The sequence below is a fragment of the Oceanobacillus alkalisoli genome (assembly GCF_021556485.1).
GTDB lineage: Bacteria > Bacillota > Bacilli > Bacillales > Amphibacillaceae > Oceanobacillus > Oceanobacillus alkalisoli.
The window spans coordinates 56,316-80,801 of the sequence record NZ_JAKGBW010000015.1 but is presented as its reverse complement, the minus strand read 5'-3'; the positions used below and the strand labels follow the sequence as shown (position 1 = coordinate 80,801).

At 41.3% G+C, this 24,486-nt stretch carries 30 protein-coding genes and 3 riboswitches; of the genes, 10 read left to right on the top strand and 20 right to left on the bottom strand.

What is annotated here, in order from left to right; all coding sequences use genetic code 11:
* Positions 1-2 precede the first annotated feature (2 nt).
* The gene (locus LZD48_RS14080) at positions 3-581 is read left to right on the top strand and encodes a hypothetical protein (protein WP_235763360.1); all 579 of its coding nucleotides are present in this window, start codon (positions 3-5) and stop codon (positions 579-581) included.
* Positions 582-617: 36 nt separating this feature from the next.
* Here LZD48_RS14080 and LZD48_RS14075 read toward each other — a convergent pair whose 3' ends face one another.
* Entirely contained in the window at positions 618-1,505 is an 888-nt protein-coding gene (locus LZD48_RS14075; protein WP_235763359.1) for a LysR family transcriptional regulator, read from the bottom strand.
* A 185-nt stretch (positions 1,506-1,690) separates the two neighbouring features.
* Between LZD48_RS14075 and LZD48_RS14070 the strand changes: the two genes are divergently transcribed.
* Positions 1,691-2,887 carry a coenzyme F420-0:L-glutamate ligase gene (locus tag LZD48_RS14070; RefSeq protein WP_235763358.1) on the top strand — a complete coding sequence of 399 codons (1,197 nt, stop codon included), beginning with the start codon at positions 1,691-1,693 and terminating at the stop codon, positions 2,885-2,887.
* 91 nt (positions 2,888-2,978) lie between these two features.
* Here LZD48_RS14070 and LZD48_RS14065 read toward each other — a convergent pair whose 3' ends face one another.
* Entirely contained in the window at positions 2,979-3,434 is a 456-nt protein-coding gene (locus LZD48_RS14065) for an LURP-one-related/scramblase family protein (protein WP_438822766.1), read from the bottom strand.
* A gap of 24 nt (positions 3,435-3,458) precedes the next feature.
* A complete protein-coding gene (locus LZD48_RS14060) occupies positions 3,459-4,301 on the bottom strand; it encodes an aldo/keto reductase (RefSeq protein ID WP_235763357.1) in 843 nt (280 codons plus the stop codon).
* 151 nt (positions 4,302-4,452) lie between these two features.
* Here LZD48_RS14060 and LZD48_RS14055 point away from each other — a divergent pair, with 151 nt between their 5' ends.
* From LZD48_RS14055 to LZD48_RS14040, 4 genes are all read left to right on the top strand, one after another.
* On the top strand, positions 4,453-5,454 hold the full coding sequence (locus tag LZD48_RS14055; protein ID WP_235763356.1) for an aromatic acid exporter family protein: 1,002 nt from the start codon (positions 4,453-4,455) through the stop codon (positions 5,452-5,454).
* Positions 5,455-5,471: 17 nt separating this feature from the next.
* Entirely contained in the window at positions 5,472-6,254 is a 783-nt protein-coding gene (locus tag LZD48_RS14050; protein ID WP_235763355.1) for a GNAT family N-acetyltransferase, read from the top strand.
* A 99-nt stretch (positions 6,255-6,353) separates the two neighbouring features.
* Positions 6,354-7,460 (top strand): o-succinylbenzoate synthase, encoded by a 1,107-nt coding sequence (gene menC / locus LZD48_RS14045; RefSeq protein ID WP_235763354.1) that lies wholly within the window; start codon positions 6,354-6,356, stop codon positions 7,458-7,460.
* 118 nt (positions 7,461-7,578) lie between these two features.
* Entirely contained in the window at positions 7,579-7,905 is a 327-nt protein-coding gene (locus tag LZD48_RS14040; protein WP_235763353.1) for a nucleoside triphosphate pyrophosphohydrolase, read from the top strand.
* 128 nt (positions 7,906-8,033) lie between these two features.
* Here the strand turns inward: LZD48_RS14040 and LZD48_RS14035 are convergent, their stop codons facing one another.
* The 10 genes from LZD48_RS14035 to LZD48_RS13990 all read right to left on the bottom strand — a co-directional run bounded on the left by LZD48_RS14035 (position 8,034) and on the right by LZD48_RS13990 (position 14,646).
* Positions 8,034-8,543 carry a DMT family transporter gene (locus tag LZD48_RS14035; protein ID WP_235763352.1) on the bottom strand — a complete coding sequence of 170 codons (510 nt, stop codon included), beginning with the start codon at positions 8,541-8,543 and terminating at the stop codon, positions 8,034-8,036.
* Positions 8,544-8,556: 13 nt separating this feature from the next.
* Positions 8,557-8,985 carry a DMT family transporter gene (locus LZD48_RS14030; protein ID WP_235763351.1) on the bottom strand — a complete coding sequence of 143 codons (429 nt, stop codon included), beginning with the start codon at positions 8,983-8,985 and terminating at the stop codon, positions 8,557-8,559.
* 43 nt (positions 8,986-9,028) lie between these two features.
* Positions 9,029-9,505: a nickel pincer cofactor biosynthesis protein LarC2 gene (larC2, locus tag LZD48_RS14025; RefSeq protein WP_235763350.1), complete on the bottom strand. Its 477-nt coding sequence runs from the start codon at positions 9,503-9,505 to the stop codon at positions 9,029-9,031.
* Positions 9,474-10,253, bottom strand: a complete 780-nt coding sequence (larB, locus tag LZD48_RS14020; protein WP_235763349.1) for a nickel pincer cofactor biosynthesis protein LarB — start codon at positions 10,251-10,253, stop codon at positions 9,474-9,476. Before larB ends, larC2 begins: the two co-directional genes overlap by 32 nt.
* Positions 10,254-10,274: 21 nt before the next feature.
* The gene (gene larC, locus LZD48_RS14015) at positions 10,275-11,096 is read right to left on the bottom strand and encodes a nickel pincer cofactor biosynthesis protein LarC (RefSeq protein WP_235763348.1); all 822 of its coding nucleotides are present in this window, start codon (positions 11,094-11,096) and stop codon (positions 10,275-10,277) included.
* Positions 11,097-11,188: 92 nt separating this feature from the next.
* Positions 11,189-12,028: an ATP-dependent sacrificial sulfur transferase LarE gene (gene larE / locus LZD48_RS14010; RefSeq protein WP_255771062.1), complete on the bottom strand. Its 840-nt coding sequence runs from the start codon at positions 12,026-12,028 to the stop codon at positions 11,189-11,191.
* A gap of 220 nt (positions 12,029-12,248) precedes the next feature.
* A complete protein-coding gene (locus LZD48_RS14005) occupies positions 12,249-12,608 on the bottom strand; it encodes a Lin0512 family protein (RefSeq protein WP_235763347.1) in 360 nt (119 codons plus the stop codon).
* Positions 12,609-13,223, bottom strand: coding sequence for a cysteine hydrolase family protein (locus tag LZD48_RS14000; protein WP_235763346.1), 615 nt, complete (start codon positions 13,221-13,223; stop codon positions 12,609-12,611).
* A gap of 1 nt (position 13,224) precedes the next feature.
* Positions 13,225-14,004: a hydroxyethylthiazole kinase gene (gene thiM / locus LZD48_RS13995; protein ID WP_235763345.1), complete on the bottom strand. Its 780-nt coding sequence runs from the start codon at positions 14,002-14,004 to the stop codon at positions 13,225-13,227.
* A gap of 100 nt (positions 14,005-14,104) precedes the next feature.
* Positions 14,105-14,206, bottom strand: a riboswitch (TPP riboswitch).
* A gap of 83 nt (positions 14,207-14,289) precedes the next feature.
* On the bottom strand, positions 14,290-14,646 hold the full coding sequence (locus tag LZD48_RS13990) for a hypothetical protein (RefSeq protein WP_235763344.1): 357 nt from the start codon (positions 14,644-14,646) through the stop codon (positions 14,290-14,292).
* 256 nt (positions 14,647-14,902) lie between these two features.
* Here LZD48_RS13990 and LZD48_RS13985 point away from each other — a divergent pair, with 256 nt between their 5' ends.
* Complete coding sequence (locus tag LZD48_RS13985) at positions 14,903-15,043, top strand: hypothetical protein (protein WP_235763343.1); 141 nt, start codon at positions 14,903-14,905, stop codon at positions 15,041-15,043.
* A 1-nt stretch (position 15,044) separates the two neighbouring features.
* Here the strand turns inward: LZD48_RS13985 and LZD48_RS13980 are convergent, their stop codons facing one another.
* Positions 15,045-15,227, bottom strand: coding sequence for a hypothetical protein (locus LZD48_RS13980; protein WP_235763342.1), 183 nt, complete (start codon positions 15,225-15,227; stop codon positions 15,045-15,047).
* 340 nt (positions 15,228-15,567) lie between these two features.
* On the opposite strand from LZD48_RS13980, the gene LZD48_RS13975 reads away from it, so the two are divergent.
* Positions 15,568-15,903 carry an SCO family protein gene (locus LZD48_RS13975; protein ID WP_235763341.1) on the top strand — a complete coding sequence of 112 codons (336 nt, stop codon included), beginning with the start codon at positions 15,568-15,570 and terminating at the stop codon, positions 15,901-15,903.
* 69 nt (positions 15,904-15,972) lie between these two features.
* Here the strand turns inward: LZD48_RS13975 and LZD48_RS13970 are convergent, their stop codons facing one another.
* On the bottom strand, positions 15,973-17,142 hold the full coding sequence (locus LZD48_RS13970; RefSeq protein WP_235763340.1) for a DUF4367 domain-containing protein: 1,170 nt from the start codon (positions 17,140-17,142) through the stop codon (positions 15,973-15,975).
* A 379-nt stretch (positions 17,143-17,521) separates the two neighbouring features.
* On the opposite strand from LZD48_RS13970, the gene LZD48_RS13965 reads away from it, so the two are divergent.
* Positions 17,522-17,779 (top strand): hypothetical protein, encoded by a 258-nt coding sequence (locus LZD48_RS13965; protein WP_235763339.1) that lies wholly within the window; start codon positions 17,522-17,524, stop codon positions 17,777-17,779.
* 30 nt (positions 17,780-17,809) lie between these two features.
* Here the strand turns inward: LZD48_RS13965 and LZD48_RS13960 are convergent, their stop codons facing one another.
* The 3 genes from LZD48_RS13960 to LZD48_RS13950 all read right to left on the bottom strand — a co-directional run bounded on the left by LZD48_RS13960 (position 17,810) and on the right by LZD48_RS13950 (position 21,315).
* Positions 17,810-18,292, bottom strand: a complete 483-nt coding sequence (locus tag LZD48_RS13960; RefSeq protein ID WP_235763338.1) for an acyl-CoA thioesterase — start codon at positions 18,290-18,292, stop codon at positions 17,810-17,812.
* 197 nt (positions 18,293-18,489) lie between these two features.
* Positions 18,490-18,666: riboswitch (cobalamin riboswitch) on the bottom strand.
* Positions 18,667-19,051: 385 nt separating this feature from the next.
* The gene (gene tenA / locus LZD48_RS13955; protein ID WP_235763337.1) at positions 19,052-19,726 is read right to left on the bottom strand and encodes a thiaminase II; all 675 of its coding nucleotides are present in this window, start codon (positions 19,724-19,726) and stop codon (positions 19,052-19,054) included.
* A gap of 163 nt (positions 19,727-19,889) precedes the next feature.
* Positions 19,890-19,999: riboswitch (TPP riboswitch) on the bottom strand.
* Between the two features lie 68 nt (positions 20,000-20,067).
* Positions 20,068-21,315: a hemolysin family protein gene (locus LZD48_RS13950; protein ID WP_235763336.1), complete on the bottom strand. Its 1,248-nt coding sequence runs from the start codon at positions 21,313-21,315 to the stop codon at positions 20,068-20,070.
* Between the two features lie 212 nt (positions 21,316-21,527).
* Here LZD48_RS13950 and LZD48_RS13945 point away from each other — a divergent pair, with 212 nt between their 5' ends.
* The gene (locus tag LZD48_RS13945; RefSeq protein WP_235763335.1) at positions 21,528-22,691 is read left to right on the top strand and encodes a dicarboxylate/amino acid:cation symporter; all 1,164 of its coding nucleotides are present in this window, start codon (positions 21,528-21,530) and stop codon (positions 22,689-22,691) included.
* A gap of 68 nt (positions 22,692-22,759) precedes the next feature.
* Here the strand turns inward: LZD48_RS13945 and LZD48_RS13940 are convergent, their stop codons facing one another.
* A complete protein-coding gene (locus tag LZD48_RS13940) occupies positions 22,760-23,851 on the bottom strand; it encodes a glycerol dehydrogenase (RefSeq protein ID WP_235763334.1) in 1,092 nt (363 codons plus the stop codon).
* 321 nt (positions 23,852-24,172) lie between these two features.
* Positions 24,173-24,406, bottom strand: a complete 234-nt coding sequence (locus LZD48_RS13935; protein WP_235763333.1) for a heavy-metal-associated domain-containing protein — start codon at positions 24,404-24,406, stop codon at positions 24,173-24,175.
* Between the last annotated feature and the right edge of the window lie 80 nt (positions 24,407-24,486).

Below are 24,486 nucleotides of genomic sequence, written 5' to 3'. Positions count from 1 at the left end.
TCTTGTTAGGTGAATTAATAGAAGTCTTTCATATTATTTTACAAATTGTAAAAGGGGAAATACCGCTTACACAGGTTTATACGGTCATTTTTTTACTTATTGCTGTTAGTTTGCTGCACATCATAAGTGAAGTTATCAAATCCAAAGGAAAAATCAACTTATTGAAATTAATGATCGAAGGAGTGGCGACAAGTATTATTATTTTCGTGTTTTACATGGGGGTTTACTTGTTTATATTCAAGATCTTTCACTCCTTTATTAATACAAGTAATGTGCTTAGGGATGAGAACTTAATCTGGTACACGATTATATCGTTCTTTTGTTTTATAACATTATTTTCCTTATTCTATCTTTATAAGAAATTCAATTTATTCGGTCGTTTAGTTATATCCGCTATTCATATCTTGTTGACAGTTTCAATTTTAACGCTAGTTAATAAATATTTGATACCGCAATCAGAATTACCTATATCAGCTATTGTTTGTACGCTTCTATTAAATTTAGGATTTAGTATATTCTTTATTACCTTTGGTACAGAGTCGACACAAAAGGGAAATGAAGGAAAAAAAGTCGCAAAATAATATATTAATGGGACAAAGAGGCTCAATGACCCATTTTTAAATCCTCGGTTTAATGCTATCGACGAACTTGGCTGCGGCGCGGGAGAGTGGGACTGTTTTTAAATGGACAATACCGATATACCGGCTCGGGATTTCCTCTTCCAGCAATACTTCATGGACAATACCGCGGTTTAAATACTCACGAGAAAACTCGCGAACAACACAAGATATGCCTAAGTTCCCTTTCGCAAAATCCATAATAAGATCATAAGAACCAAGTTCGAATACCGGAGACAGTTCATACCCTCTTTCTTTAAAAAACGCATCCACATAATCGCGGGAGACCGTATTTTTTTCAAAAAAGATGAGCGGTAGTTCCATCAAATGATCATAGCTGATCCGATGTTTCGAAATCCGTTTATATTTATCCCCGCAAACGAAAATATCATGAATTTCCATACATGGCGTAACGTCGAACTGCTCATCAGCTATCGGCAAATTACATACCCCGACATCCGCTTCCCCTGCTTTCAAAAACCCCAAAATCTCAGGAGTAGTTCCATTTAACACCTTCAGCTTAATTCCAGGAAAACGCGCATGAAATTCTTCCAAATAAGGTAATAAAAAATAACGGGAAATCGTATCCCCAACTGCAATCCGCAACTCACCACGCCTAAGCCCCTTATACGCTTGAATTTTATCTTCCGCAACGTCGAGAATCCCTAACGCGGAGCTCACGTGCTCCTGCAGCACTTTCCCCTCTGTCGTTAACACAACACCTTTTGGGGTCCGGTAAAACAGCTTGACTTCAAGCTCCTTCTCCAGCCGGGAAATTGCTTGACTCACAGCAGACTGGGTCATAAATAGTTCTGTTGCCGCTTGAGAAAAGCTCTTATTTTGACTGACAATCTGAAACACACGGTATAAATCCAAATTCTCTATCATATAAATTCTCCTAATGACAGGTATTATTATTATTAATTTTACTTATATCACGGATTACAGGTATAGTAAAGAAGGGAAATCAAAAGTTAACAGGGACGTACATAAAGTGAAACTTCATTTAGTGGGGTATGACAGACCGTTAGTGCGTGATAAATATATTCTCATAAAGATTAGGAGAGATTAGATTGGTAAGAGCAGTAGGTACAACAGCACGTGGACTCAGAGCACCAATTATCAATGAAGGCGATGACCTTGAGGGAATCGTCGTCGAAACCGTTTTACAGGCAGCAGAAGTCGAAGGGTACCAAATCCGCGACCGTGATATTGTCTCATTAACCGAGTCGATTGTTGCACGGGCACAAGGAAACTATGCGAGCATCGAAGCGATTGCGGAAGATATTAAAAGAAAATTTGCTGGCAAAACGGTTGGAGTCATCTTCCCAATCCTTAGCCGGAATCGCTTTTCCAGCAGTTTGAGCGGAATTGCCCGCGGCGTTAAGAAAATTGTCCTCATGCTGAGCTACCCGGCCGATGAGGTTGGCAACCATTTAGTCAGCATTGATGACTTGGATGATAAAGGGGTCAATCCATGGACAGATGTCTTGACAGAAAAAGAATTCCGCGAGTTATTCGGAGATCGCAAGCACCCGTTCACTGGAGTCGATTATATTGAATATTACCGTAGTATTGTGGAAGCTGAAGGAATTGAATGCGAAATTATTTTTTCCAATAACGCGAAATCAATCCTGGACTACACGAAGCATGTCCTCACTTGTGATATCCATTCGCGCCAGCGGACGAAACGGATCCTAAAGAAACACGGTGCGGAAACTGTTTACGGACTGGACGATATTTTGACAGAACCGATTAATGGCAGTGGTTATAACGAAGCATACGGCCTACTCGGTTCCAATAAAGCGACGGAAGAAAGTGTGAAACTCTTCCCGAATAAATGTCAGGAATTAGTCGATGGGATTCAAGAAAAAATTAAACAAGCAACTGGAAAGACAGTTGAAGTAATGGTGTACGGTGACGGTGCTTTTAAAGACCCGGCCGGGAAAATCTGGGAGCTAGCAGACCCTGTCGTTTCCCCAGCTTACACAGCAGGTCTGGAAGGCACACCGAACGAAATCAAATTAAAATATTTAGCTGATAATAACTTCAGCCATCTGCGCGGAGATGAATTGGACGAAGCAATTGCAGCGTTCATTGATAAAAAAGGTGATGACCTTGTCGGATCGATGGAGGCACAAGGTACAACACCGCGAAAACTAACCGACTTAATCGGCTCTCTATCTGACCTCACGTCAGGAAGCGGCGACAAAGGAACACCTTTTGTCTACATTCAAGGGTACTTTGATAACTATACTGACCAAAACTAATTTTAAAACCGGGCCACTGGAAAAATTCTTCCTTGTGGCCCCGGTTTTATTCAGCTTCCAGCCGAAGTGGCAGCCGCTGATTGATCTGCTTTCACACAATCATTGCGACAACAAGAGAAATTATCAGATTTTCTTGGGATTCATCATTGACTCTAACTTGATAACTATCACCCCAAGTAAACCATTTCTTTTTCACATCACCAATGAACTCTCCGTGCTGATACACTTCAAAGTCCATGCCCCACCAATCTCCTGTCACCTCTAAGCCAAGCGCATCAATCGTATAACGTGGTTTAAAAAATGAAAATTCCTTTTTTATTGTGATGACTTCTTCGCCGGCAACAGCAACGGTGAACTTCGGCATCCAGGTAAGCACACGTTTCGTAATCCGGGCAACTTCCGCTTCTCTTTCATCCTTAATCGTATAGACTTTCGGGATTTTCATAAAGCTGCCCTCGACGATATATACATCACGCTCATCCGCATCTTTCACCGTAAATCTGCCACTCAGACTGAGTAGTTTTTGCTTTATATACAATTCTTTCATAAAATACCCTCACACTTCGTCAGATTAAAACTCTTCATAGACAGCTGGATCTTGGTCTTTCTGTCTCCCGTCCGGACGAGTCAATTCGGCTATTCTTTTCATTTCTTCCTGTGATAGTTCAAAATCAAAAATTGCAAGATTTTCCCGCTGACGAACAGGTGAAGTCGATCTTGGAATAGCAACCGATCCCAGCTGATAATGCCAGCGCAGAATAACTTGGGATACGGACTTATTATGGCGCGACGCAATTGCCGTTAGAATATCATTATCAAGCACGTTATTCACACGAGCAAGTGGACTCCAGGATTGTGTCTGAACATCATTCTCTTCATGCCATTTCCGCTGCTCCTCCTGATTGAAGAACGGGTGCAACTCAATCTGGTTCACACTTGGCTTCACACCGGTTTCTTTTTCCAGTCGTTCGATATGCTCCGGCAGGAAATTACTCGTTCCGATTGAACGAACCAAGCCCCATCTTTTTGCATCAATTAACGCCTGCCAAGCTTCGACATACACATCCTGCTTCGGGTTCGGCCAGTGGATGAGGTACAAATCATAGTAATCGAGATTCGCTCGGTACAAGGACTCTTGAATTGTCTGCACAGCCAAGTCGTATTGATGGTATCTCCCCGGCAGCTTCGACGTGATGATTAAATCTTGACGCTGCACCCCGGTTTTCCGGACAGCTTCCCCTACTGTACCTTCGTTTTCATAGTTATAAGCGCTATCAAGCAGGCGATACCCATTATCTATCGCACTTGTAATCGACTGGACTCCAACGTTACCATTCATTTTATACGTCCCCAGCCCAATTGCCGGGATTGTTAGTCCATCATTTAATGTAATTTCAGGAATTGATCTGATCATATAAAACCTCTCCTTTTCTATTGATTGCTCTATTTAAATGAGTAATTAAATTTAGTATAACACACTCACCGACCTGATTTCTGTTACTTCTTCCTTTGACAGTCTATAATAGACCATAATGAACGTCATCAGGGAAGAGAGGTGTTTTCAGATGGTTGGTATGGGATACCGAACGATTAAAACAGCAGTCGGTGCAGGAATTGCGATGTGGTTTGCAAGCCTTGTAGACATCCAATTTGCTACTTTTGCAGCGATTCTTGTCATTATGTGTATTGAACGGACGAAAAAACGAACCATTGATACAATTAAGGATAAATTTTTTGCTTGTCTTCTTTCACTTGTGCTCGGAATGGGTGTCTTTGAATTATTAGGCTATCACCCGATTGTATTTGCGATTTTCATCCTTCTCTTTATACCTATCTTAATGAAAGCGCGGATTCAAAACGGGTTTATTACGAGCATGGTTGTCCTCTCCCATATTTATATGATTGGAAATGCAAGTTTTGAAGTGTTCTACCATGAACTATTTATCATTTTCACAGGGATTGGAATTGCCTTCCTTGTAAACAGTATTATGCCAAGTATGAAGAAGGACATCGATCGATATAAATATGAAATTGAAGAAAAATATGTAAAGATCCTCTATGAATTCCATGCTTTTTTAAAAGATAACCACCGGAATTGGGACGGACAAGAGATCAATGAAGCGGAAGAAATTATTAATCAAGCGAAATCGATGGCCACCCAGGATATTGAAAACAATCTATTACAAGAAAAGAGAACGGATTATCATTATTTCAGATTGCGGGAAGAGCAACTCGCCACGTTACGACAAATGCTCCCGATTATCGGCATCGTCTCCCTCTCAGAGATCCACGTGGAACAACGTGAAATGGTTGCCGACCTATTCTTGAACATTAGCGAAAACGTCCGCACGAAGAACGTTGATTCAGTTCTTGAAAAACTGGAAGCTTACGAAGAAGTTTTTCGTGAAGATGAGCTGCCAAAGACAAGAGAAGAATTCGAAGTACGCGCCAATCTCTTTTACCTGCTTTTTGAAATCAAGAATTATTTGCTGGTTAAAAAGAAAGTGATGCGGCAGCGCGAACCTTTTTCCAATCGGGCTAGCGTGCAACAATCAAGACTAGAATAGAAGGAAGCGAAAAAGCGATGATTGAACTGCGAGAATTAACAACGCCGGAAGAGCTACAAGAAGTAAATGCTTTAGAGACAAGAATCTGGGCGACGGAAATTGTGCCGCCCCACCTGACCATCACCAACGTGAAGAATGGAGGAATCATGATCGGAGCATATGCAGATGGTAAGCTATGCGGCTTCAGCTACGGTTTCCCAGGCTTCCGTGATGGAGAAGTTTATCTCTGCTCTCACATGCTTGGGGTCGATGAACCTTACCGTTCCTGCGGGATTGGTGAAAAATTGAAACAGAAACAGCGGGAGATTGCGCTTCGAAAAGGCTACCGCAAGATGAACTGGACATTTGATCCGCTGGAAACACGAAATGCATATTTGAATTTGACGAAATTACACGGAATAACACATACATATATAGAAAATTGCTACGGTGACATGGAAGACGGCCTGAATCAAGGACTTCCTTCCGACCGGCTTGAGCTGCATTGGCATTTGGAAAGCCCCCATGTGACTGGTCGGGAAATTAGCTTTCCAGAAACAATTATCCCATTTAATTCGATTACTTTCACGAAGGATGAACTACCTGTTTATGAAACGAATCATATTGGAAATCTCACAGCAGAAGCCTATTCGCTGCTCGTCCCTAAAGATTTCCAACATTTAAAGCAAACGAATAAAAACCGCGCACTAGACTGGAGATTGAAGACGAGATATGCTTTTCAACGTCTGTTTCAAGCTGGATTTACAGCCGTAGAGCTGCGAGTTATGGACCAATATGCCGCTTATATTTTTATAAAGTGAAACTTCACTCCGTGGGGTTTTCCCCATTTTTAGAGATGGGGGTAGTACAGACCGTTAATGCGTGGTATAAAACAGTATTAATCTTGGAGGAAATGAATCATGAAATTGACAGAGATCACCATCCGTCATTTACAAATGAAATTAAAATCCCCTTTTGCAACAAGTTTCGGAACGTTGGAAAATAGGGACTTTCTAGTACTAGAAGCAAAAGACAAAAGTGGAACGATTGGCTGGGGAGAATCCGTCGCCTTCCGTGCTCCTTGGTATACAGAGGAAACGATGATGACGAACTGGCATATGCTCGAAGACTTCCTCATCCCACTTATCTTGAATAAAAAATTGGAGCATCCAGATGAAGTGAGTAATATTTTTTCCCCGATTCGTAAAAACAATATGGCTAAGTCCACGATTGAAGGAGCGATTTGGGATATCTATGCCCAGCAGACGAATCAATCGCTTGCGGCGGCTCTTGGCGGTAGCGCTCGGCGGATTGAAGTCGGAATCAGCATAGGTATTCAGCGGACTACTGCTGACCTTATCCAACTTATTCACCAGTACGTGGAAGAGGGCTATAAACGCATAAAGGTGAAAATCAAACCAGGGAAAGATGTGCAAATCATCCGTGCTTTACGCGAACATTTTCCGGATCTCCCGATTATGGCAGATGCCAATTCCGCTTATTCATGGGAAGACCTTGATACGTTAAAACAACTTGATGAATTTAACCTCATGATGATTGAACAACCACTTGCCTCCGATGATATCGTCGACCATGCCAAGCTGCAAAAGGAGCTGAAAACACCGATTTGCTTAGATGAAAGCATCAATTCGTTGGAAGATGCGCGAAAAGCGGTGGAACTCGGAAGCACAAAAGTTATAAACGTGAAAATTGGTCGTGTTGGCGGATTGACCGAAGCGAAACGAATTCATGATTACTGTGCAGAAAAAGGCATTCCCGTCTGGTGCGGCGGTATGCTTGAATCTGGAATTGGCCGGGCTCATAATATTGCACTGACATCGCTCGCAAATTTTACTTTGCCAGGTGACACATCGGGGTCCGACCGCTATTGGGAAAAGGATATCATCTTTCCGGAAGTAATCGCGGATGACGGCTATATTATGGTTCCTAAGAAATCCGGGATTGGCTATGAAATCGACCGGGAAACAATTGAAGCATTTACGGTCAATAAAAAACATTATCGATGAATAGACTTCCGGACGTTTTTTCTGTCGGTATTTGGGGAACGATTGAATATAAGAAGGATGATTCAGGATTCTTTGCATTCTCACGTAGCAGACAACAATAAGAAGGAGTGTCTCTCAGATGACGACGTATAATAAACTTGTCCGTGATGGTATACCGGCAATATTGGAACAAAACGATCAAGCGTTCAAAACCGAAACCCTTAACCAGGATCGCTATATTATGGAACTGAAGAAGAAATTGAATGAAGAAGTAATGGAATATCAGGATGCAGCAAATGATGAAGATGCATTAGAAGAACTTGCCGATATCTTGGAGGTCATGCAGACCCTTGTCGGTATTCACGACACATCGATGGAAGAAGTAGAAAAACGTCGAGTGAAAAAGGCAGAGGAATATGGTGGGTTTGAAGAGAAGATTTATTTGATCGATGTAGAGGAGAAATAATAATGAGGCACTTTAATGAATTTCATAATACGTATTTAATGCTTCACCATCACCATATGTAGTTGGTTCGTTCCCAACTACATATGGTGATGAAAAAGCCGACTTTGGTAATTATGAAATTCATTTACTTAGTTAGATTTTTCCCTAAGTGCCTCATTTTTTAATGCCTTATCCCCGGATTGTTCGAGTTTTTTCGCCCGCACATTCCCTTTATAGATAAAATAAAGTGCAAGCACCATAAACAGGATAGCAAGCCCCCGTTTCGCATCTAAAGGAATGACGGTAACGTGGAACCAACCGAAATGGTCGATGATAAGTCCCATCGACAGCTGCCCGCTGATGACGAGGATACTTGTTGATATCATCCCAATTTTTGGAACTACCGTAATATTAATAAGAACAAAGAGCACGCCGCAAAACACACCAAGAAGCTGCCATTTCGGCGCCTCAAAGAGGGCAAATAAATCTCCCCGGCCAAAGAAAAGCACAAGAATCGCAAGCAAGCCTGTCCCAGTAAGGAAAGAGATGAGTGCACCTTCAATTGTCCCGATTCTCCTACCTAATGAGGCATTGACGGACGATTGACTGCTTACCAAGAGTCCACCCATCATCATAAGAAGTATTCCAAGTGTGCCCATTCCCCGTCACCTCCTACTGAATCAAAATAAGAGCAATAAGCATGGACAGAATCGCTAAGATTTTCTCTCGGTTGATTTTCACCTGACTCGCTCCGAGCCAGCCAAAATGTTCAATCACTGTACTCATCAGCAACTGCCCGATGATTAATGCGACCATCGCAATGCCAACGCCGACAAACGGAACACTGATGACAAGCATCGTTAAATAAATGACCCCTAAAAATCCGCCAAAGAGCGTCCATTTAGGAACCGTAACAACATTGGAAAGCTTGCCTTTCCCGAGAAAAAGCCATAATAACCCGAGCATGACGGAACCAACTGCAAAGTTATAAAAACTCGTTTCCAATTGGCCAATCCACTTACCGAGCTGTCCGTAGAATGCCCCTTGGAAACTTACAAGGATTCCCGCCAGTAATGCAAAAAGATAAGCTGTATACCGCATTCCTTCGTTTCCCCACCTTATTCGACTAAAATTCGCTTCTTGTCTAGGCACCTAATGCTTGCCAGACCGCCGCATATACATGTTTCAGTGGTATTTGATGTTTTTCGGCAATTTCCTTACATTCCTCATACTCCGGAGAACTCTGGAAAACTTCCCCATTCCGCAAGCCTTGTTTCACCGTAATTGGTCCCCATTCCGTTTCCACTTTTATAAATTGTCTTTCCATTCGGTGCACGGTAATAGGATAATAGCGGATACCGAGGGTAGTTGTCTCCGTTAACAAAATTTCTTTCATTTTCTCTAACTTTTCTTCAGAACACAACAGCTGAAGCAAAATACCTGGACGATTTTTCTTCATATAAATCGGTGAATAGATACAATCATTTGCTCCAGCAGCAAACAACCTGTCCATCACATACCCGAGCCACTCACCCGGCACATCATCTAGGTTCACTTCCATTTTAAACATGTTGTCATCAATATGTTCTTCATTCGGTGGATGCTTGTGTTCGATATCCATCCACTCCCTCTTCACCATTAGCGATTCGGTCAATCATGACAGCCTGGTAAGCACCGCCGAAACCGTTATCGATATTCACGACGCTCACCCCGCTCGCACAAGAATTTAGCATCGTTAGCAAGGCGGAAACACCTTTAAAACTTGCTCCATATCCGATACTTGTTGGAACAGCGATGACAGGATGCGACACAAGCCCGCCTACAACACTCGCTAATGCTCCTTCCATCCCTGCAACAACTACCGAAACGGTTGCCCCTTGAATTTCCTCCGCATGTTCAAGCAGCCGGTGAATTCCTGCAACCCCGACATCATAAAAACGACGCACATTACTCCCGAACAGCTCAGCAATAATCGCTGCTTCCTCAGCAACCGGCAGATCCGAAGTTCCCGCACAAAGCACTGCAATATAGCCAGTGCGTGTCTTCACCGTCTCCTTTGCTTTCCATGATAGAATTCTTGCCGTGTCATGATAAGAAAGCTCCGGGTGGCGTTTCAGAATTTCTTCCGCCTTTTCTTTCTCAACCCTTGTCACGACGACATCATCCTGATTTTCTTTCATGGCCGTAATGATTGCTGCAATCTGCTCCGGCGTCTTCCCTTCCCCAAAAATAACCTCGGGAAAGCCTTGACGTTGCTTCCGGTGATGATCGACCTTGGCAAACCCTAGCTCTTCATAGGTTGCCAAACTTTTCATTGCTTCTTCTATCGTTAATTCTCCTGCTTGAACTTGCCGTAAAATTTTCTCCATGTTGTCACTTCACTTCCGTCATTACTCTTCTCCAATTACTACCCGCAACACGTTCGGATGTTTCGGGAAGCTTTTCGTTCCTGCTCCGTAGCCAATAAAATCGACCTTCATTGGCGGAAAAGCGATAAATTCTTCTGCGAGCACCGCTGCAAAAGCCGCTCCAGTCGGTGTTGTAAGCTCTGATTTTAAATCACTTTTCCCTAAAGAAACACCTTTTAAAATCTCGAGCGTTGCTGGCGCAGGAATCGGGTAAATACCATGATCAATATGAATTTGCCCCGAACCCGTTGGAACAGGAGCTGATTTAACTTTTTCAATACCGAGCTGTTCCAATAAAATCGCTGCCCCAACTATATCAATAATCGAGTCCACTGCTCCAACTTCATGAAAGTGCACGTCAGCCAGCGGCATGCCATGAATTTTTCCTTCTGCTTCTCCGATTTTTTTAAAAATACGAAGGGATGTGTCTTTTACATATTCCGTCAACTCTGAATTTGAAATCAGGTCAACGATATCCTTGTAGGAGCGGTGATCTTGGTGGTGATGACCGTGTTCATGATGATGTCCATCATGACCGTGATGATGGGTATGCTCTTCGTGATCATGCGTGTGTTCGTGCTCATGATGATGGTGATGATTTTCCGCGGTGAGTATACAATCAAATTTGGTCGCTGTAATTCCATTTTTATTGACGGTGCTCACCCTTAGTTCATATTCTTCCTCAATATGTAATTTCTTCAATTCTGTTTCTAGTTTAGAAAAATCGCCGCCTGCATCAAGCAAAGCACCGATTGTCATATCTCCGCTTATTCCAGAAAAACAATCGAAATACAGTGTCTTCATCTTTATTACTCCCTCTTTCCAGTCTAGTTAAAGCTACTTCAACGTTAAAAAGAGCAGTTTCCAATCGTAACGAATGAAAACTGCTCACTTTTTTAAGCAAATGCCTTTTGATTGGACTTCAACTGTTCTTGCTCGATTACTTCGTTCATGCTTCCTGTCCGGTATCCAGCAAGGTCGACCGATACATAATCAAAGCCGAACACGTTCAATTGCTGCTGAATCTCCTCGCGCTTGAATAGCACTTCCGTAATTTTCTCTGGCGCAACTTCAATGCGGGCAACGTTATCATGATAACGAACTCGCACTTTGTCGAATCCGAGAGATTGCAGATAAAGTTCTGCCTTATTCACCCGATTGATGATTTCCGCATTCAATGCTGTACCGTATGGAATACGAGAAGCTAGGCTGCATGACGCTACCTTGTTCCAAACCGGAAGATCCAGTTCCTTCGCCAATGCACGTACATCCGTTTTATAAAAATCTGCTTCCTGCAATACACTGCGGATACCTTCTTCCGTTCTCGCTTTCAGACCTGGACGGAAGTCTGCCTCATCATCCTTGATCATGCCATCGAGTACATATGGGTAATCCATTTCTTTTGCAAACTTGTTCAGATGTGTGTAAAGAAGCTTCTTACTATAGTACCAGCTGTCTGGATTGTTCGCGACAATTTCCGGCTGTTCAAGCTCTTTCATTTCTGTAACATGTACTTCTACACCTAAGCTTTTAGCAAGTTCAACAGCTGCATCACGCTCCGAATCACGGAAAAGCTCAGAATCTACAACAACAGCAAGCACCTGATCTCCCAATTCTTCTTTCGCACGCTTCAATACAACCGCGCTGTCCACACCGCCTGAGAAAGCAACCATCACGCGACCCATATCACGTAAAATACCGCCAAGATGTTCGTTCTTTTCATTCAATTTAACCAATCGATTCACCTCATTTTAGTATTTTTTAGGGTAACATTAAGATAATACTTAATTGTAGTTAAGACTTTATGGAGGCACTTACATTTTTGCAAAGAATAGAAGTGCCAGCTATATTATTATTGTACCATTTATTATCCCATCATCATACTTATTTGATTTATCGACTAAACTAAATATCATTTCACGAAATATCCTTTTCACCGGACTTTTTGAACATTCCCTAATAACCAACCTCAACGACCGCATTCACAATATACATTAAATCATTTTCATCCTTTTGGTCCTCAAGGAAAATACCGCTCGTTGTTGCCATACCTCCAGCAACCGTTTCTACCGTTACCGTTCCATAAGGAAGCAGACTTTTAATCTTCTCCTCATTAAGCTTTTCCTCATCTTTTGGTACGGCCAGTTTCACGTTCACCCGCATATTGTTCAAGTCCTGATTTGGCAGCATCTTCTTTATTCCTGGCATAGAATTGTAATGGATGGCATCTAAAATCGCGCGCTCGGCAGCTACATTTACGTCCTGGCCGTGGAGATCAATTCCCATTCCTGCTTCGATAAATATAATTTCTTTCATTTATTTTTCCCCTTTCCATTGTTTTTTAACTTCCACTGAGTGAACAACTTTTGCAAACGTTCCTTGCAATAACTTTAATGCGGCGTAATGTAATTGTTCATTATCCGAGACGACACAATTAGAGGGAACCGTTACGAAGAAATCTCTCATAAAAGCATCACGGGCAGTTGTATCAATACACACATTCGTGTATGCTCCGATAATCGTAAGGTGTCTAATCCCGTTTGAACGTAATAAAAGCTCAAGATTTGTCTGGACAAATGCGCTATATCGATTTTTTACGACAACTTTTTCCCCTGGAAGCGGAGAGAAATCATCGTGGATTTCCGCTCCCCAGCTACCCGGCTCACAGTAAGATAAATTACGTTTCTGGTTAGTTCTGCCAAATCGTTCAATTGCAGAAGGTGATTCTGTCCAAGCACTATGTTCCGAGATCACATGGATCACTGGAACCTTAAATTTCCTAGCTGTTTCTAGCAGATTCTTCATATGTTTCATTTGTTCATGAAAAGCATGAATATCTTTGCCACGTTTACCTGCAGTACCTTCCGGGTGACAAAAGTCATTTTGTAAATCGACTAATAGAAGAGCTGCTTTACCGTTTGTTGTATCCATTTTAAATCTCTTCTAACTTTTTATACGTATTCACCGTCTCTTGATCAAGCAAATAAAGCTGATCCAGTAAAGCAGGGATGAATGTACCTGGCCCTTTTGCTTTCTTCATCGCAAGTTCCGCCGCTATTCCGTATGAGGCAGTCACTTCAACACTTGCTTCATACAGGTCTTCCGTAACACTTAAATAAGGTCCAACGAGGGAAGTTAGTAAGCAGCCACTCGCTGTAATATTCTGCAGCATCGGATGGCCATTGTGACAAAGTGTCGTGCGCGTGCCATCTGTAATTACATCCGTTTTCCCAGTTGCAATAACAACCGTGTCATATTCTTTTGCGACTGCTTGAGCAATTTTCGGATCAATCGATTCAACCGTCGAATCAGGGCTTTTCATGATATCAAGCGCTCCGCCAAGTACGGAAATCTCCCCAGCATTCGCCCGGATGGCAGCAAATTTCACCCTTTCCAGTAATTCATTAATCACTTTCGTACGGAATTTCGTTCCACCTGCTGCGATCGGATCAAGAATGACCGGTGTCCCTTTTTCATTCGCTTTAAGCCCGGCTAATAGCATCGCCTCGGCTCGATCCTCGGTTAAAGTTCCAAGATTTAATACAACCGCATCAGCATGACTCGCATTCTCCTCCGCCTCTTTCGGTGTGTTCGACATAGCCGGAGATGCACCAATCGCAATTAGACCGTTTGCCGCAAAATTTGTCGCAACTTCATTCGTAATGTTATAGATAAATGGACTCTTTTCTCGAATTCTTCCAATGTAATCCATGAAAAACTCCTCCTTTTTATAGAATAAAAGTAATTTATAACAAGGTAGTTCTTAAAAAAACCACCCCTGAAATGGAGTGGTTATCGATACAATTTATGTATGCATGCCAACTCCACTTTCCTACGCTAGTATGAACTAGATCAGGTTCAAAGGGATTAAGAAAAAGTCTTATCTCAGCCTGCAGGCACCCCTAGTGGAAAAGTATATTGTTATTTCTTACTAGTCTATCTTATTTTCAATATAAAAGAAAGGGTTTGGGTGCATGCACCCAAACCCTTTCTTTTATTAGAATCCGTATGGCCCAAAACCTGGACCGTACTCCCAGAATCCTGGGCCTGCTCCGAAGCCGGGTCCATAGCCAAATCCAGGCCCTGGACCGAACCAAGGGCCGAATCCCGGTCCGAAACCTGGTCCAAATCCGGGACCAAAACCAGGACCCGGCCCAAAACCAAAGCCTGGTCCACCAGCAATTAATCCGCCGCCTAAAAATCCTAACCCAGCTCCAATCAAACCTGCCGCCAGTGGATCAATACCACCGCCCGGACCAGGGCCATGACCATGACCAGGCGGACGTACCCGGTGCATTTCCGGATGGTGCGGTAACGGATGATACATTGGTGCATTATTTACAAATTCATGCATGTATATGCTCCTTTTCTAGAAAATTTCAACTTAGCCTTTCCCTTCTCTACAGCCTATGGCAGAGTAGATGAAACCGCACTAGGCAAATCCCTATTTTTGGAGTGAATTTTGGGTGAAATAGTGAGATGAATCCTTTTCCCCGGTGACTACGTAGTTAAATTATTGAATTTAATCGGGTTTTGAAGGGGCGATTCGTAAAAAATTGTAAGTGGTAGGACATGGATAAGGTAAGTTAGCATAGGGAGGGGAATAGCGTTTGAGAAAACTTCAGTTTATTATCTTTTTATCTATTGTTATCCTGCTCGGTTGCACAGACAACATAGAAAATGAGGATTATTGGGCAGAATCAAGGCTTTGTGATTCAAAGAATGACCTCGTATCCTTGATTTATCTCTAATTTATGGCACAAGTTCCAATATTGATTGGCCGCTTGAAGAGGAGTCTTTAAGGTTTTTATAAGCAATATAAAAAGAAATAATTGAACCAATAAAAAAAAGAGTAGCAGCAACAAAGGCAAGTTCTTCTAAAGATATTGTCTCATTTGCTGAGTTTGTTGATTTTGCCTCTCGTGATAATGACATGACGAGTACACCTCCAAATAACTTTTCCTTCTTTAATGTATTCAAGCAAGGAAAATATTTTACTCTTTTCAAAGAAGAACAGCTTTGGACAATGGCTTCACCTGCGGATTCCTTTTAACCTCCGATATTTTGACAGTTCAAAAGTTTTATAGTAATTTGAATGAATTTCATAATTACCAAAGTCGGCTTTTCCATCACCATATGTAGTTGAGAACGAACCAACTCAACTACATATGGTGATGGTGATGCATGAAATACGTATTATAAAATTCATTAAATTTAATTGAAATTGGAAATAAACTTAAGTTTTCCTTATACACTGAAACGAGGAATAATCAATATGAAAATAAAGAAGGTGTTTCTTTCTCTGACACTACTCCTTATTTCTTTCGGCATCTTACTTAGTGCATGTGGCTCAAATATAGATACAAACATGGCTGAACCGATGGCCAATTTTGAATTCATCACACAAGACGAAGAAAAGCTTAGTTTAGATGAGTTGAAAGGCGACTGGTGGATTACATATATGTCCTATACTGATTGTAATATTCCGTGTATCGCCAATACCCGCCTCTTGGGTTCCTGCGCATTCCGAAAATACCGCGATGTAAGCATGTTTAATAATCCAAAAAACGACAGGATCATTCTAATGTTGGACCCGCCCCCCAAAAGTTAGAGTAAAAAAACTAACTTTTGGGGGTCACCACCGTTCACCTGTCGTTTTTTTATTCGGCCAAATTTACTCTTATTCAATCCCCTCCGCTATTTGCAGAAGCAATTTCTTCGTCATTTCTGTTCCTTCCCCGATTAATTCAAGGAACACATCTTCATATTCCCATGTAAGGTACATGAACTCTTCATCAATGACCTCAAGAACCGCTTCATTGCCATTCACGGATACTGTTTCCGTCTCCTCATCTTCATATACTTCCCCATAATCTTCCTGTGAAGGATAGATGCTAAAGACAACTCCATTCCTATCTTCATCTTCATAAATCAGATAAACCATCTCAGACTCATCATCCGAATAGTAATAGGATTCCGTTAGTTCATAACCATCCGGTACGAATGACAAATCAGGAATCGTATAATCCACCGTTTCCTTAATCTCCTCTAGTGACATTTCTTCCTCGACAAATCCAAGATCTTCTTCCCAATCCGCTTCTGTTACAGCACTTTCTTTTACTTCTTCCGGAATTTCAATCGGCTCAACCTCGTTCATATTCGACATCGTTACTTCTGCATTTACTTGATAAGCTTCGCCGTCCATTTCGAACTCGGCTTGCACCGTTTGCGATTGAACGAGCATCGTCTCTTTATCAACCTTCATTTCTGTTTCGAAATTGCTGATGGATAAATCTGAGAAATCCTCCTCTTCCAGCGAAACATCCATCGCCAAATCTCCCATCGTAGCATCAAGATATGGTTCAATCAGTTTCTCAAATTCTTCCCCTTCCCCAGCTAATCTGAGCACATAGACCTCATCTTCTTCTGTCATTTCAAATTGGTCAACGAAAGACTCTAGTTTATCAAGTTCTTCCTGGTTCAACTGGTCAAAATTATCTAATCCCATTTCCTCGTCATCCATGATGAGCCATTCGCCAAACATACTCATATACACTTCTTCACCGACAACATATGTTTCAATATCCATGGAAATCCCAGCCATCCCCATTGCCATATCCAAATAGAGGGTGTCCGGATTATGGGTAATATCAGCTGATCCCTCAATCGTCATTTCCATCTCCATTACTTCTGTATCTATTTTCATATCTGTGGAATAGCTTTCCAAGTCTGCATTTGCTTGAATTGCCTGCTCCAATACTTCGCTTACGTTTAGCTGTTCTTTATCTTCCCCACAAGCAGCGAGCAGCAACAGGCTTGCAAGCAGCAATAAGACAATAGTTTTTTTCATCTCTCATTTTCTCCCTTTTACTTGAATGAATTTCATAATTACCAAAGCCGGCTTTTCCATCACCATATGTAGTTGGGAACGAACCAACTAAATATGGTGATGATGAAACATTAAATACGTATTATGAAATTCATTAACTTATGTAATATTTTTAAAAACAACAATCATATCTAAATGACCTCTGACTTTTCTCCCCTTCCCTCCTATAAACATGTATAGGAAAATTCCATTTGTAAAACTCAAGAATATTATACCCCAATACTTGGAAAAAGGGGATAGTTATTTTAGATGGAAGAAAGCCTTTTAATCCAATAGAATGAAACCTAATGACACGACATTCGTATATAAGTTAAGGAATAAATAAATCGGAGGGTATGCAATGAAAAAGTATCTTGTCTTTATCGTTAGTTTTATTGTCATGTACACTGTATTCCAGATACTGTCTGGCATGTTTCTGACATGGATATATATTCCGGATATGAGTTCCGCTTGGTTCATGAGTGCTAATCTATCGCAGGAAACCGTTATTACAGGCAGTAATTCACTTGGGTTGTCATTGCTTACTGCAGTGCTTGCTGCTTCTGTTGCTTATTTTATTCTATTGAAGTTTGCGGGGCGCAGGAAGGGAAATAATTAAATGAAGCTGAGAAAGGGGCAGGATTCTTTCTCACCTGCCCCCTGAATACTCCCGAATCTGCATCCGGCGATTTTTTCTTACTTGCGCACTTTGGAAAAGACGCTTCTCTTCTTCGGTTTCTGGAATCACCCCACTAACTTGAGTCGGTATCCCTTCGCTATTAATCGCAACCATTGTCAGAATTGCAGTAGTAGTTGTTGTTATGTCACCTGTATCCAAATGCTGGCATTCTACTTTCACATATATCTCCATTGATGTTCGCCCAGTAGAAACGACGACCGCTTCCAACGTTAAGATGTCTCCCGCCTTAGCAGTTGAGAGGAAATTCACCGTATCGATCGAAGCCGTGACAACGACACTTCGGCTGTGCTTCATGGCTGCAATTGCTGCTATTTCATCAATGTAAGCTAAGACTGTTCCTCCAAACACCGTTCCCATATGATTCGTATCCGGTGGTAAAATAAGTTTTGACTGAATAGTTCTTGATAACGTTGCAGGCAGTTTTTCTTCCATTCCATAACCTCTCCTTAGTTCGCTATAGGAATTCACTTACATAAATTACGGGAGAGTCTTTTGAGTAATTTATGAAACAATGAAAAAACCCATCAAAGCAGATGGGTATAAAAAGATAGCATCTTCAATAAAACAGTAATTAATTACCGTTAAAAGTCAGAGTCAACCTTATTATACCTTCCCAGCTCCCGAAGAAGATAATGTTCATAATAATGGCAGGTCTCCTGACTGATGCTTCATCCTACTCTAATTCCTTCCCGTCCAAGACAGTGGATTTACTTATTTCGTCAGCATTTACAGTTGCGGGTACAGTTCTGGGTTCGCACCAGATTCCCTATTAAGTCTTCACAGACACCATGATTACGGGTCTTATCGTATGTAGTTATATTCCAATAAAAAACGAAATATTGTATCATTCATCATAGTATAGATTGATTGAAATCGCAATATTCGTTAAAGATTATAAAAAGTGAAACATATAATAAACTTGGCACGTAATGAAGGTGAATTGAAAATATTCATTATAGCTATTATCAAAATTGGAGTGATTTGGAAAATGGAAATTCATACAGAAAGATTAATACTCATTCCTTGTTCTCATGAATCGCCATCCATCTTTTCAACAAAAGATGACAATCTCAGTCCCCATATCGCGGGACCAACGACCTTGAATGAATCTCCCTCGTTCGCAGGATAAGGGAAAAAGTAAAAAAAGCTTGAAAAAGTTGGGGAGCGACAAACACTCCCCCCTCTATTCCTTTAAACCGGCCACATTTCGATATTCTCAGCCATTTCCCAGAACATATATTCAAACTTACTTGTTTTTACAACAATATCTTCAAGCGCTTGCAAATCTTTTTCAGACTTGCCTGCTGTGTAATCGTTAATCAACTTCTGGCAGTTTTCAGCGAGCTCCGTGAATTCAACTGACGAATACATCTGTATCCAATCACCGTAGAACTCATGCTCTAACGACTCGGCATTCTTCGCTAACTCTTTTCCAATGTAGTTATAGCTCCACGCACAGGCCAGCACAGATGCAATCGCATTTTCCACACCACCCAGCTGGGAAACATTCAGCATATAGCTTGTATAAGCAGTCATCGTTGCGGAAGGTTCTGTTTCCTCAAGTTCTTCATTTGTAATTCCGAAGCGAGCCGCATATTCCCGGTGTAATTCCATCTCCATATTCAACGTCCCGTGCAAAAGGTTCGCAAACATCGTCATCGTATGTAAATCTGGTGACTTTGAGCTTCCAATCGCAAAGATTCTTGAATACTCGATTAAATAGACATAGTCCTGCTTCATATAATGCTTGAACTTTTCCTTATCAAGCGTCCCATCCCCGATTCCTTTCACAAATGGATGCTCCAAGTAAGCTTCCCAAATTGGCTGCACTTTTCTCCATAGACGATCTGTAAACTGTTCACTCATAAATTATTCCTCCCTTTTTGGTAAGAATGCTCCACACCACAAAGGGGCGACTCGATTTGCTGATAGCTTAATCAAGTATTGTTTATTTCTTTACCCATTCCATTAAAAAAGACCGCTCCTTTATATAATGGAAAAGGCGGTCTGTATATAGCATGCACAATATCGCTATCAAACACCGCTTTCTTTCGCTAGTATCAACTAGATCAAGTTCGAAGGGTTGAGACAGCTTTCCAACTGACTCTCTCAGCAAATTACGCACCCCTAGTGGTGAGAAATATTCTATTAATTCTACTATTGCATAATAATGAGCCTTTAGCAAGGAGAATGGTCAAGCAATCATGTTAGTCATTGTCCTGAAGCTTTCTGATTGCCACTAAGTGCACTCTTCGTTCACTTACTTCCAATACCTTAAATTCCAAATTTCCATACGAAAATATTTCTCCCTCTTCTGGCAAATAGCTGTATTGGCTCAAAATAAAACCTGCTACATTATCAGCTTCTTCGGGAAGATCAACCTGGAAGACAGTATTTAAACGGTGTAACGACAAACGTCCATCACAAATGATAACTGTTTCCGTTTGCTCATGAATCAGTGCATCATCTTCATCCATCTCATCTTCAATATCTTGACCAATCATCGTCTCGATTAGATCCTCATGAGTAATTAACCCTTCTGTTCCACCATATTCATCCAGCACAATTGCGATATGTTTTTTTGCGTCCATCATCTTTTTAAACACCGAGTCAATTGAATTGAACTCGTAAATAAACAAAGGATTCATATCAGAGAATTCTTTAATTCCTTTTCCCGGATTGATCGACCAGGATAAAATGAACTTCGAATGGAAGACACCAACAATATTATCGCTGTCCCCTTCATATATCGGATAGCGCGTATGATGATTTTCCAGCAAAAATTCTTTTGCCTCGTCAAAGGCAATATCAGTCGGGATGGCTTTCATCTCGACTCGATGCGTTTTCAATACGTCGGAAACATTTAATGTTTGGAAATCCATCATCGATTTCAAGCGATACATTTCATCATTTTTAAACGTTCCTTCTGTATGAGCAATATCGACCATCGCCCGCATTTCCGCCTTTGAAATGGTGATTTCCTCACCTTCTCCTTTTCCAAGCAATCTGATTGTTGTTTTTGTCAGGAGATTAAGCAGCCAAATAAAAGGCTTTAAGATTAACAGGATGAGCATCGTTGGATAATAGACGATATAAGAAATCCGTTCGGGAAAAGCTGCTGCAACTGATTTCGGCATCACTTCCGCAAAGATAATAATTAATACGGTAAGTATCGCTGTTGTGATTCCTATATTCCAGCCAAACTCTAAAGCGACAATCGTCACAAGGGAAGGAAGCACGATATTCGGTACATTATTCGCGATTAAAATACCCGGAATAAAGAGATCCGGATTGTTCACGAGCTTGAGTAAACGCTCGGCTTTTTTATCCCCGCTTGCTGCTTTCAGCTGAAGCTTCATCTCATTCGTTGCCGTGAGTGCCGTTTCGCTGCCTGAAAAATAACTTGATGCGATAAAAAGAATAATAATACCGATAATTAACACTGTCACCATCATTCACCTGCCCTACTTAAAATACATCTATTAAAATCATACGACAAAATTAGAAAAGTAGCATTCTTAGTATCCCCTTAATCGATTCGGAAACAACATTTTTCGACAAATTTGAGAACATGTATGACACCACGAAAGCCCTGAAAGCGCGCTTGTATTAAGATCAGAGCAGTGATATATTTAAGGAAATCTAAAACTGGAGAAGGAGTGAAGAAATGAAATTAATCGTTAAATTACTCGTCGGTATTGTCGCCGGTATTCTTATCGGATTAGTTATCCCAGAATTCATCGTGGAGATTGTCGTAACATTCAAAGACCTGTTCGGACAATTCCTCGGATTTACGATTCCACTTATCATTATTTTTTATATTGCCAGTGGGATTGCGAGTTTCGGTAAGCATTCCGGGAAAATGCTTGGGGTCACCGGTGGACTTGCTTATGCTTCCACTATTTTAGCGGGCACGTTAGCATTTATTGTTGCTCTTTTTGTTATTCCAATGCTCGTTGGAAATGGTGGTGCCTCCGCAGAAGAAGCAAGTGGTTTTGATCCTATATTTGAACTTACGATTGACCCGATTACAGGTGTGATGACAGCTTTAGTTCTCGCTTTTGTGTTCGGGATTGGGATTACACGGGTTGAAAGCCCTACATTAAGATCTTTCTTTGATGAGGGGAAAGAAATTATTGAACGTCTCATCTGGAAAGTCATCATTCCAATTTTACCGTTCTACATTGCAAGTATTTTTGCCGAACTTGCTGCAGATGGAACGGTATTTGACACGCTACAAGCATTCGGGCTCGTACTTGTCATGGCAATTGCAATCCACTGGGTATGGCTCGTCGTCCTTTATATTGTCGCGGGTTCGCTTACCGGGAAAAATCCATTTTCCTTGTTAAAAACAATGCTGCCGGCCTATTTTACTGGACTCGGAACAATGTCCAGTGCTGCTACAATTCCTATAACGGTTCGCTCTTCCAAAAACAATGGGGTAAGTAATGGTGTAGCTGATTCGGCTGTCCCATTGTGTGCAACCATTCATTTGGCAGGAAGTACGATTACACTTGTGATGTGTTCAGTAGCAGTTATGGTGCTTTCTGACGGAATGTCACTGCCAACTTTCGGAATGATGATTCCCTTCATTTTAATGTTAGGAATTATTATGATTGCTGCTCCTGGTGTTCCAGGTGGTGCCGTTATGGCAGCCTTAGGCTTACTTAGCACAATGCTCGGATTTGATGAAACAGCACTTGGATTAATGATTGCATTATACATGGCGCAGGATAGCTTCGGAACCGCAACAAACGTGACCGGTGACGGAGCAATTGCAATGATGGTTGACAAGATTATCGGAGCTAAGTCGGAAGATCCAGCTGCATAAATAATAAGGGTGCCAGACAATTTATTGTCCAGCACCTTTTTTCCATGCAAAATTTTAGGGTAAACTCCCTAGTTCTGGTTTATTTGGTCAACTGCAAGAATTGCGTTTGCTACGTCTTCTGCAGTAATTTCTGGCGATAGATTCTTCATTGTTTCGCCTTCTTGTGTTGCTGCTTCACCTATTCTTACAAGATCTTCAAAGGATACTTTATCCAAATGCATTTCCCTTAAAGTAGTTGGTAAATTCAACGCCTGGTAGAAATGAATGTATTTTCTTAATTCCGCTTCGGAATGCAATTCGAGCATTAACTGAACTAACGTCCCGTAAGCAACTTTTTCACCATGTGTTAAATCATGAATATCACCTTCAAGAACAGTAAATCCATTATGGATTGCATGCGCTGCTGCAAGCCCTCCAGTCTCAAATCCTAAACCAGATAACAATGTGTTTGCTTCAACAACGGCCTCGACCTGTTTCGTGACAAGTCCTTTTTCTACTGCATGATAGGCTGGTATTCCATATTTAAATAATGTCTCTTCACAGGCTTTTGCAATGGCTTGTGCAGCAATACTAGGCTTCCCTCCAGCCATCGTATTCCCACCGCTTTTGATGTTCGCTCTAGCTTCTACCCATGTTGCCATCGCGTCCGCAATTCCAGATGAGAAGAAGCGCGGTGGAGCTTTAGCAACAACTGCGGTGTCAATCAATACAAGATCTGGGTTCTTATTGTAAAACTTGTATGACTCAAATACACCCTGATCATTGTAAATAACGGATAAGGCACTAGTCGGTGCATCCGTTGAAGCTGTTGTTGGAACAATAACAACCCTAACATCAAGCCCATCGGCAATTGCTTTAGCTGAATCCAACGTCTTCCCACCACCAACACCTACAACAAGATCGACCGTCTGACTCTTACCTTCTTCTACGACGCGATCGATTTCATTCAGGGAAGCTTCCCCGTGAAATTCGACAAAATGATAATCCAAACTTACTTCCTTGAAGCTTGCTTCAATTTGCTCGCCGGTGATCCCCCACACGACTTCATCCGATAAAATGAGAGGTTTCGCACCTAAAGCTTTTACATGCCCGCCAATCTCATTTAATACGTGAGCTCCTTGAATATACTTACTCGGTGATTGAAAAATAACTGCTGACATATTATTCACTCCTCAAGTTGGTTTACATTTTTACTATACCCTATATTTCAGTTGAGATGCCATCTATGGATGACTCATTTGCAACTTTTTCGACAAATAAGCCTAAACAACCTTGTTTTCGATAGCATTCGGGACGTACCGGGCTACCCAACAAAAAAATACTAATCTTAGTATGTTTTCCTTCTCATCTTTATACAATTTAATGAATTTCATAATACGTATTTAATGTTTCATTATCACCATATGTAGTTGAGTTGGTTCGTTCCCAACTACATATGGTGATGGTGAAGCCGACTTTGGTAATTATGAAATTCATTCAATTTAAGCAGATTTTACTTTTGATTTTATAACTGGGTATCCCAGATCTTCAATCGCTTTTTCGATATTTTCAATCCCCACTGTTTCAGAATTGAAATCTGTTTTTACTTTACTGGAGTTGAACATTACTTTAACGCTATCTTTTTCAATACCGTCTAATCCCTTTACGGCGTTCTCAATCTTCTGTAGGCAGGATGGGCAGGATAACGTCTCTAAATGAATCGTTGCTTTTTGCATGGTATCAATCTCCTTTTACTTTTAGTTTTAAGTTTTATTCGTTTGTTCTTCTTTACACTTCTAATATAACACTGTTTCGC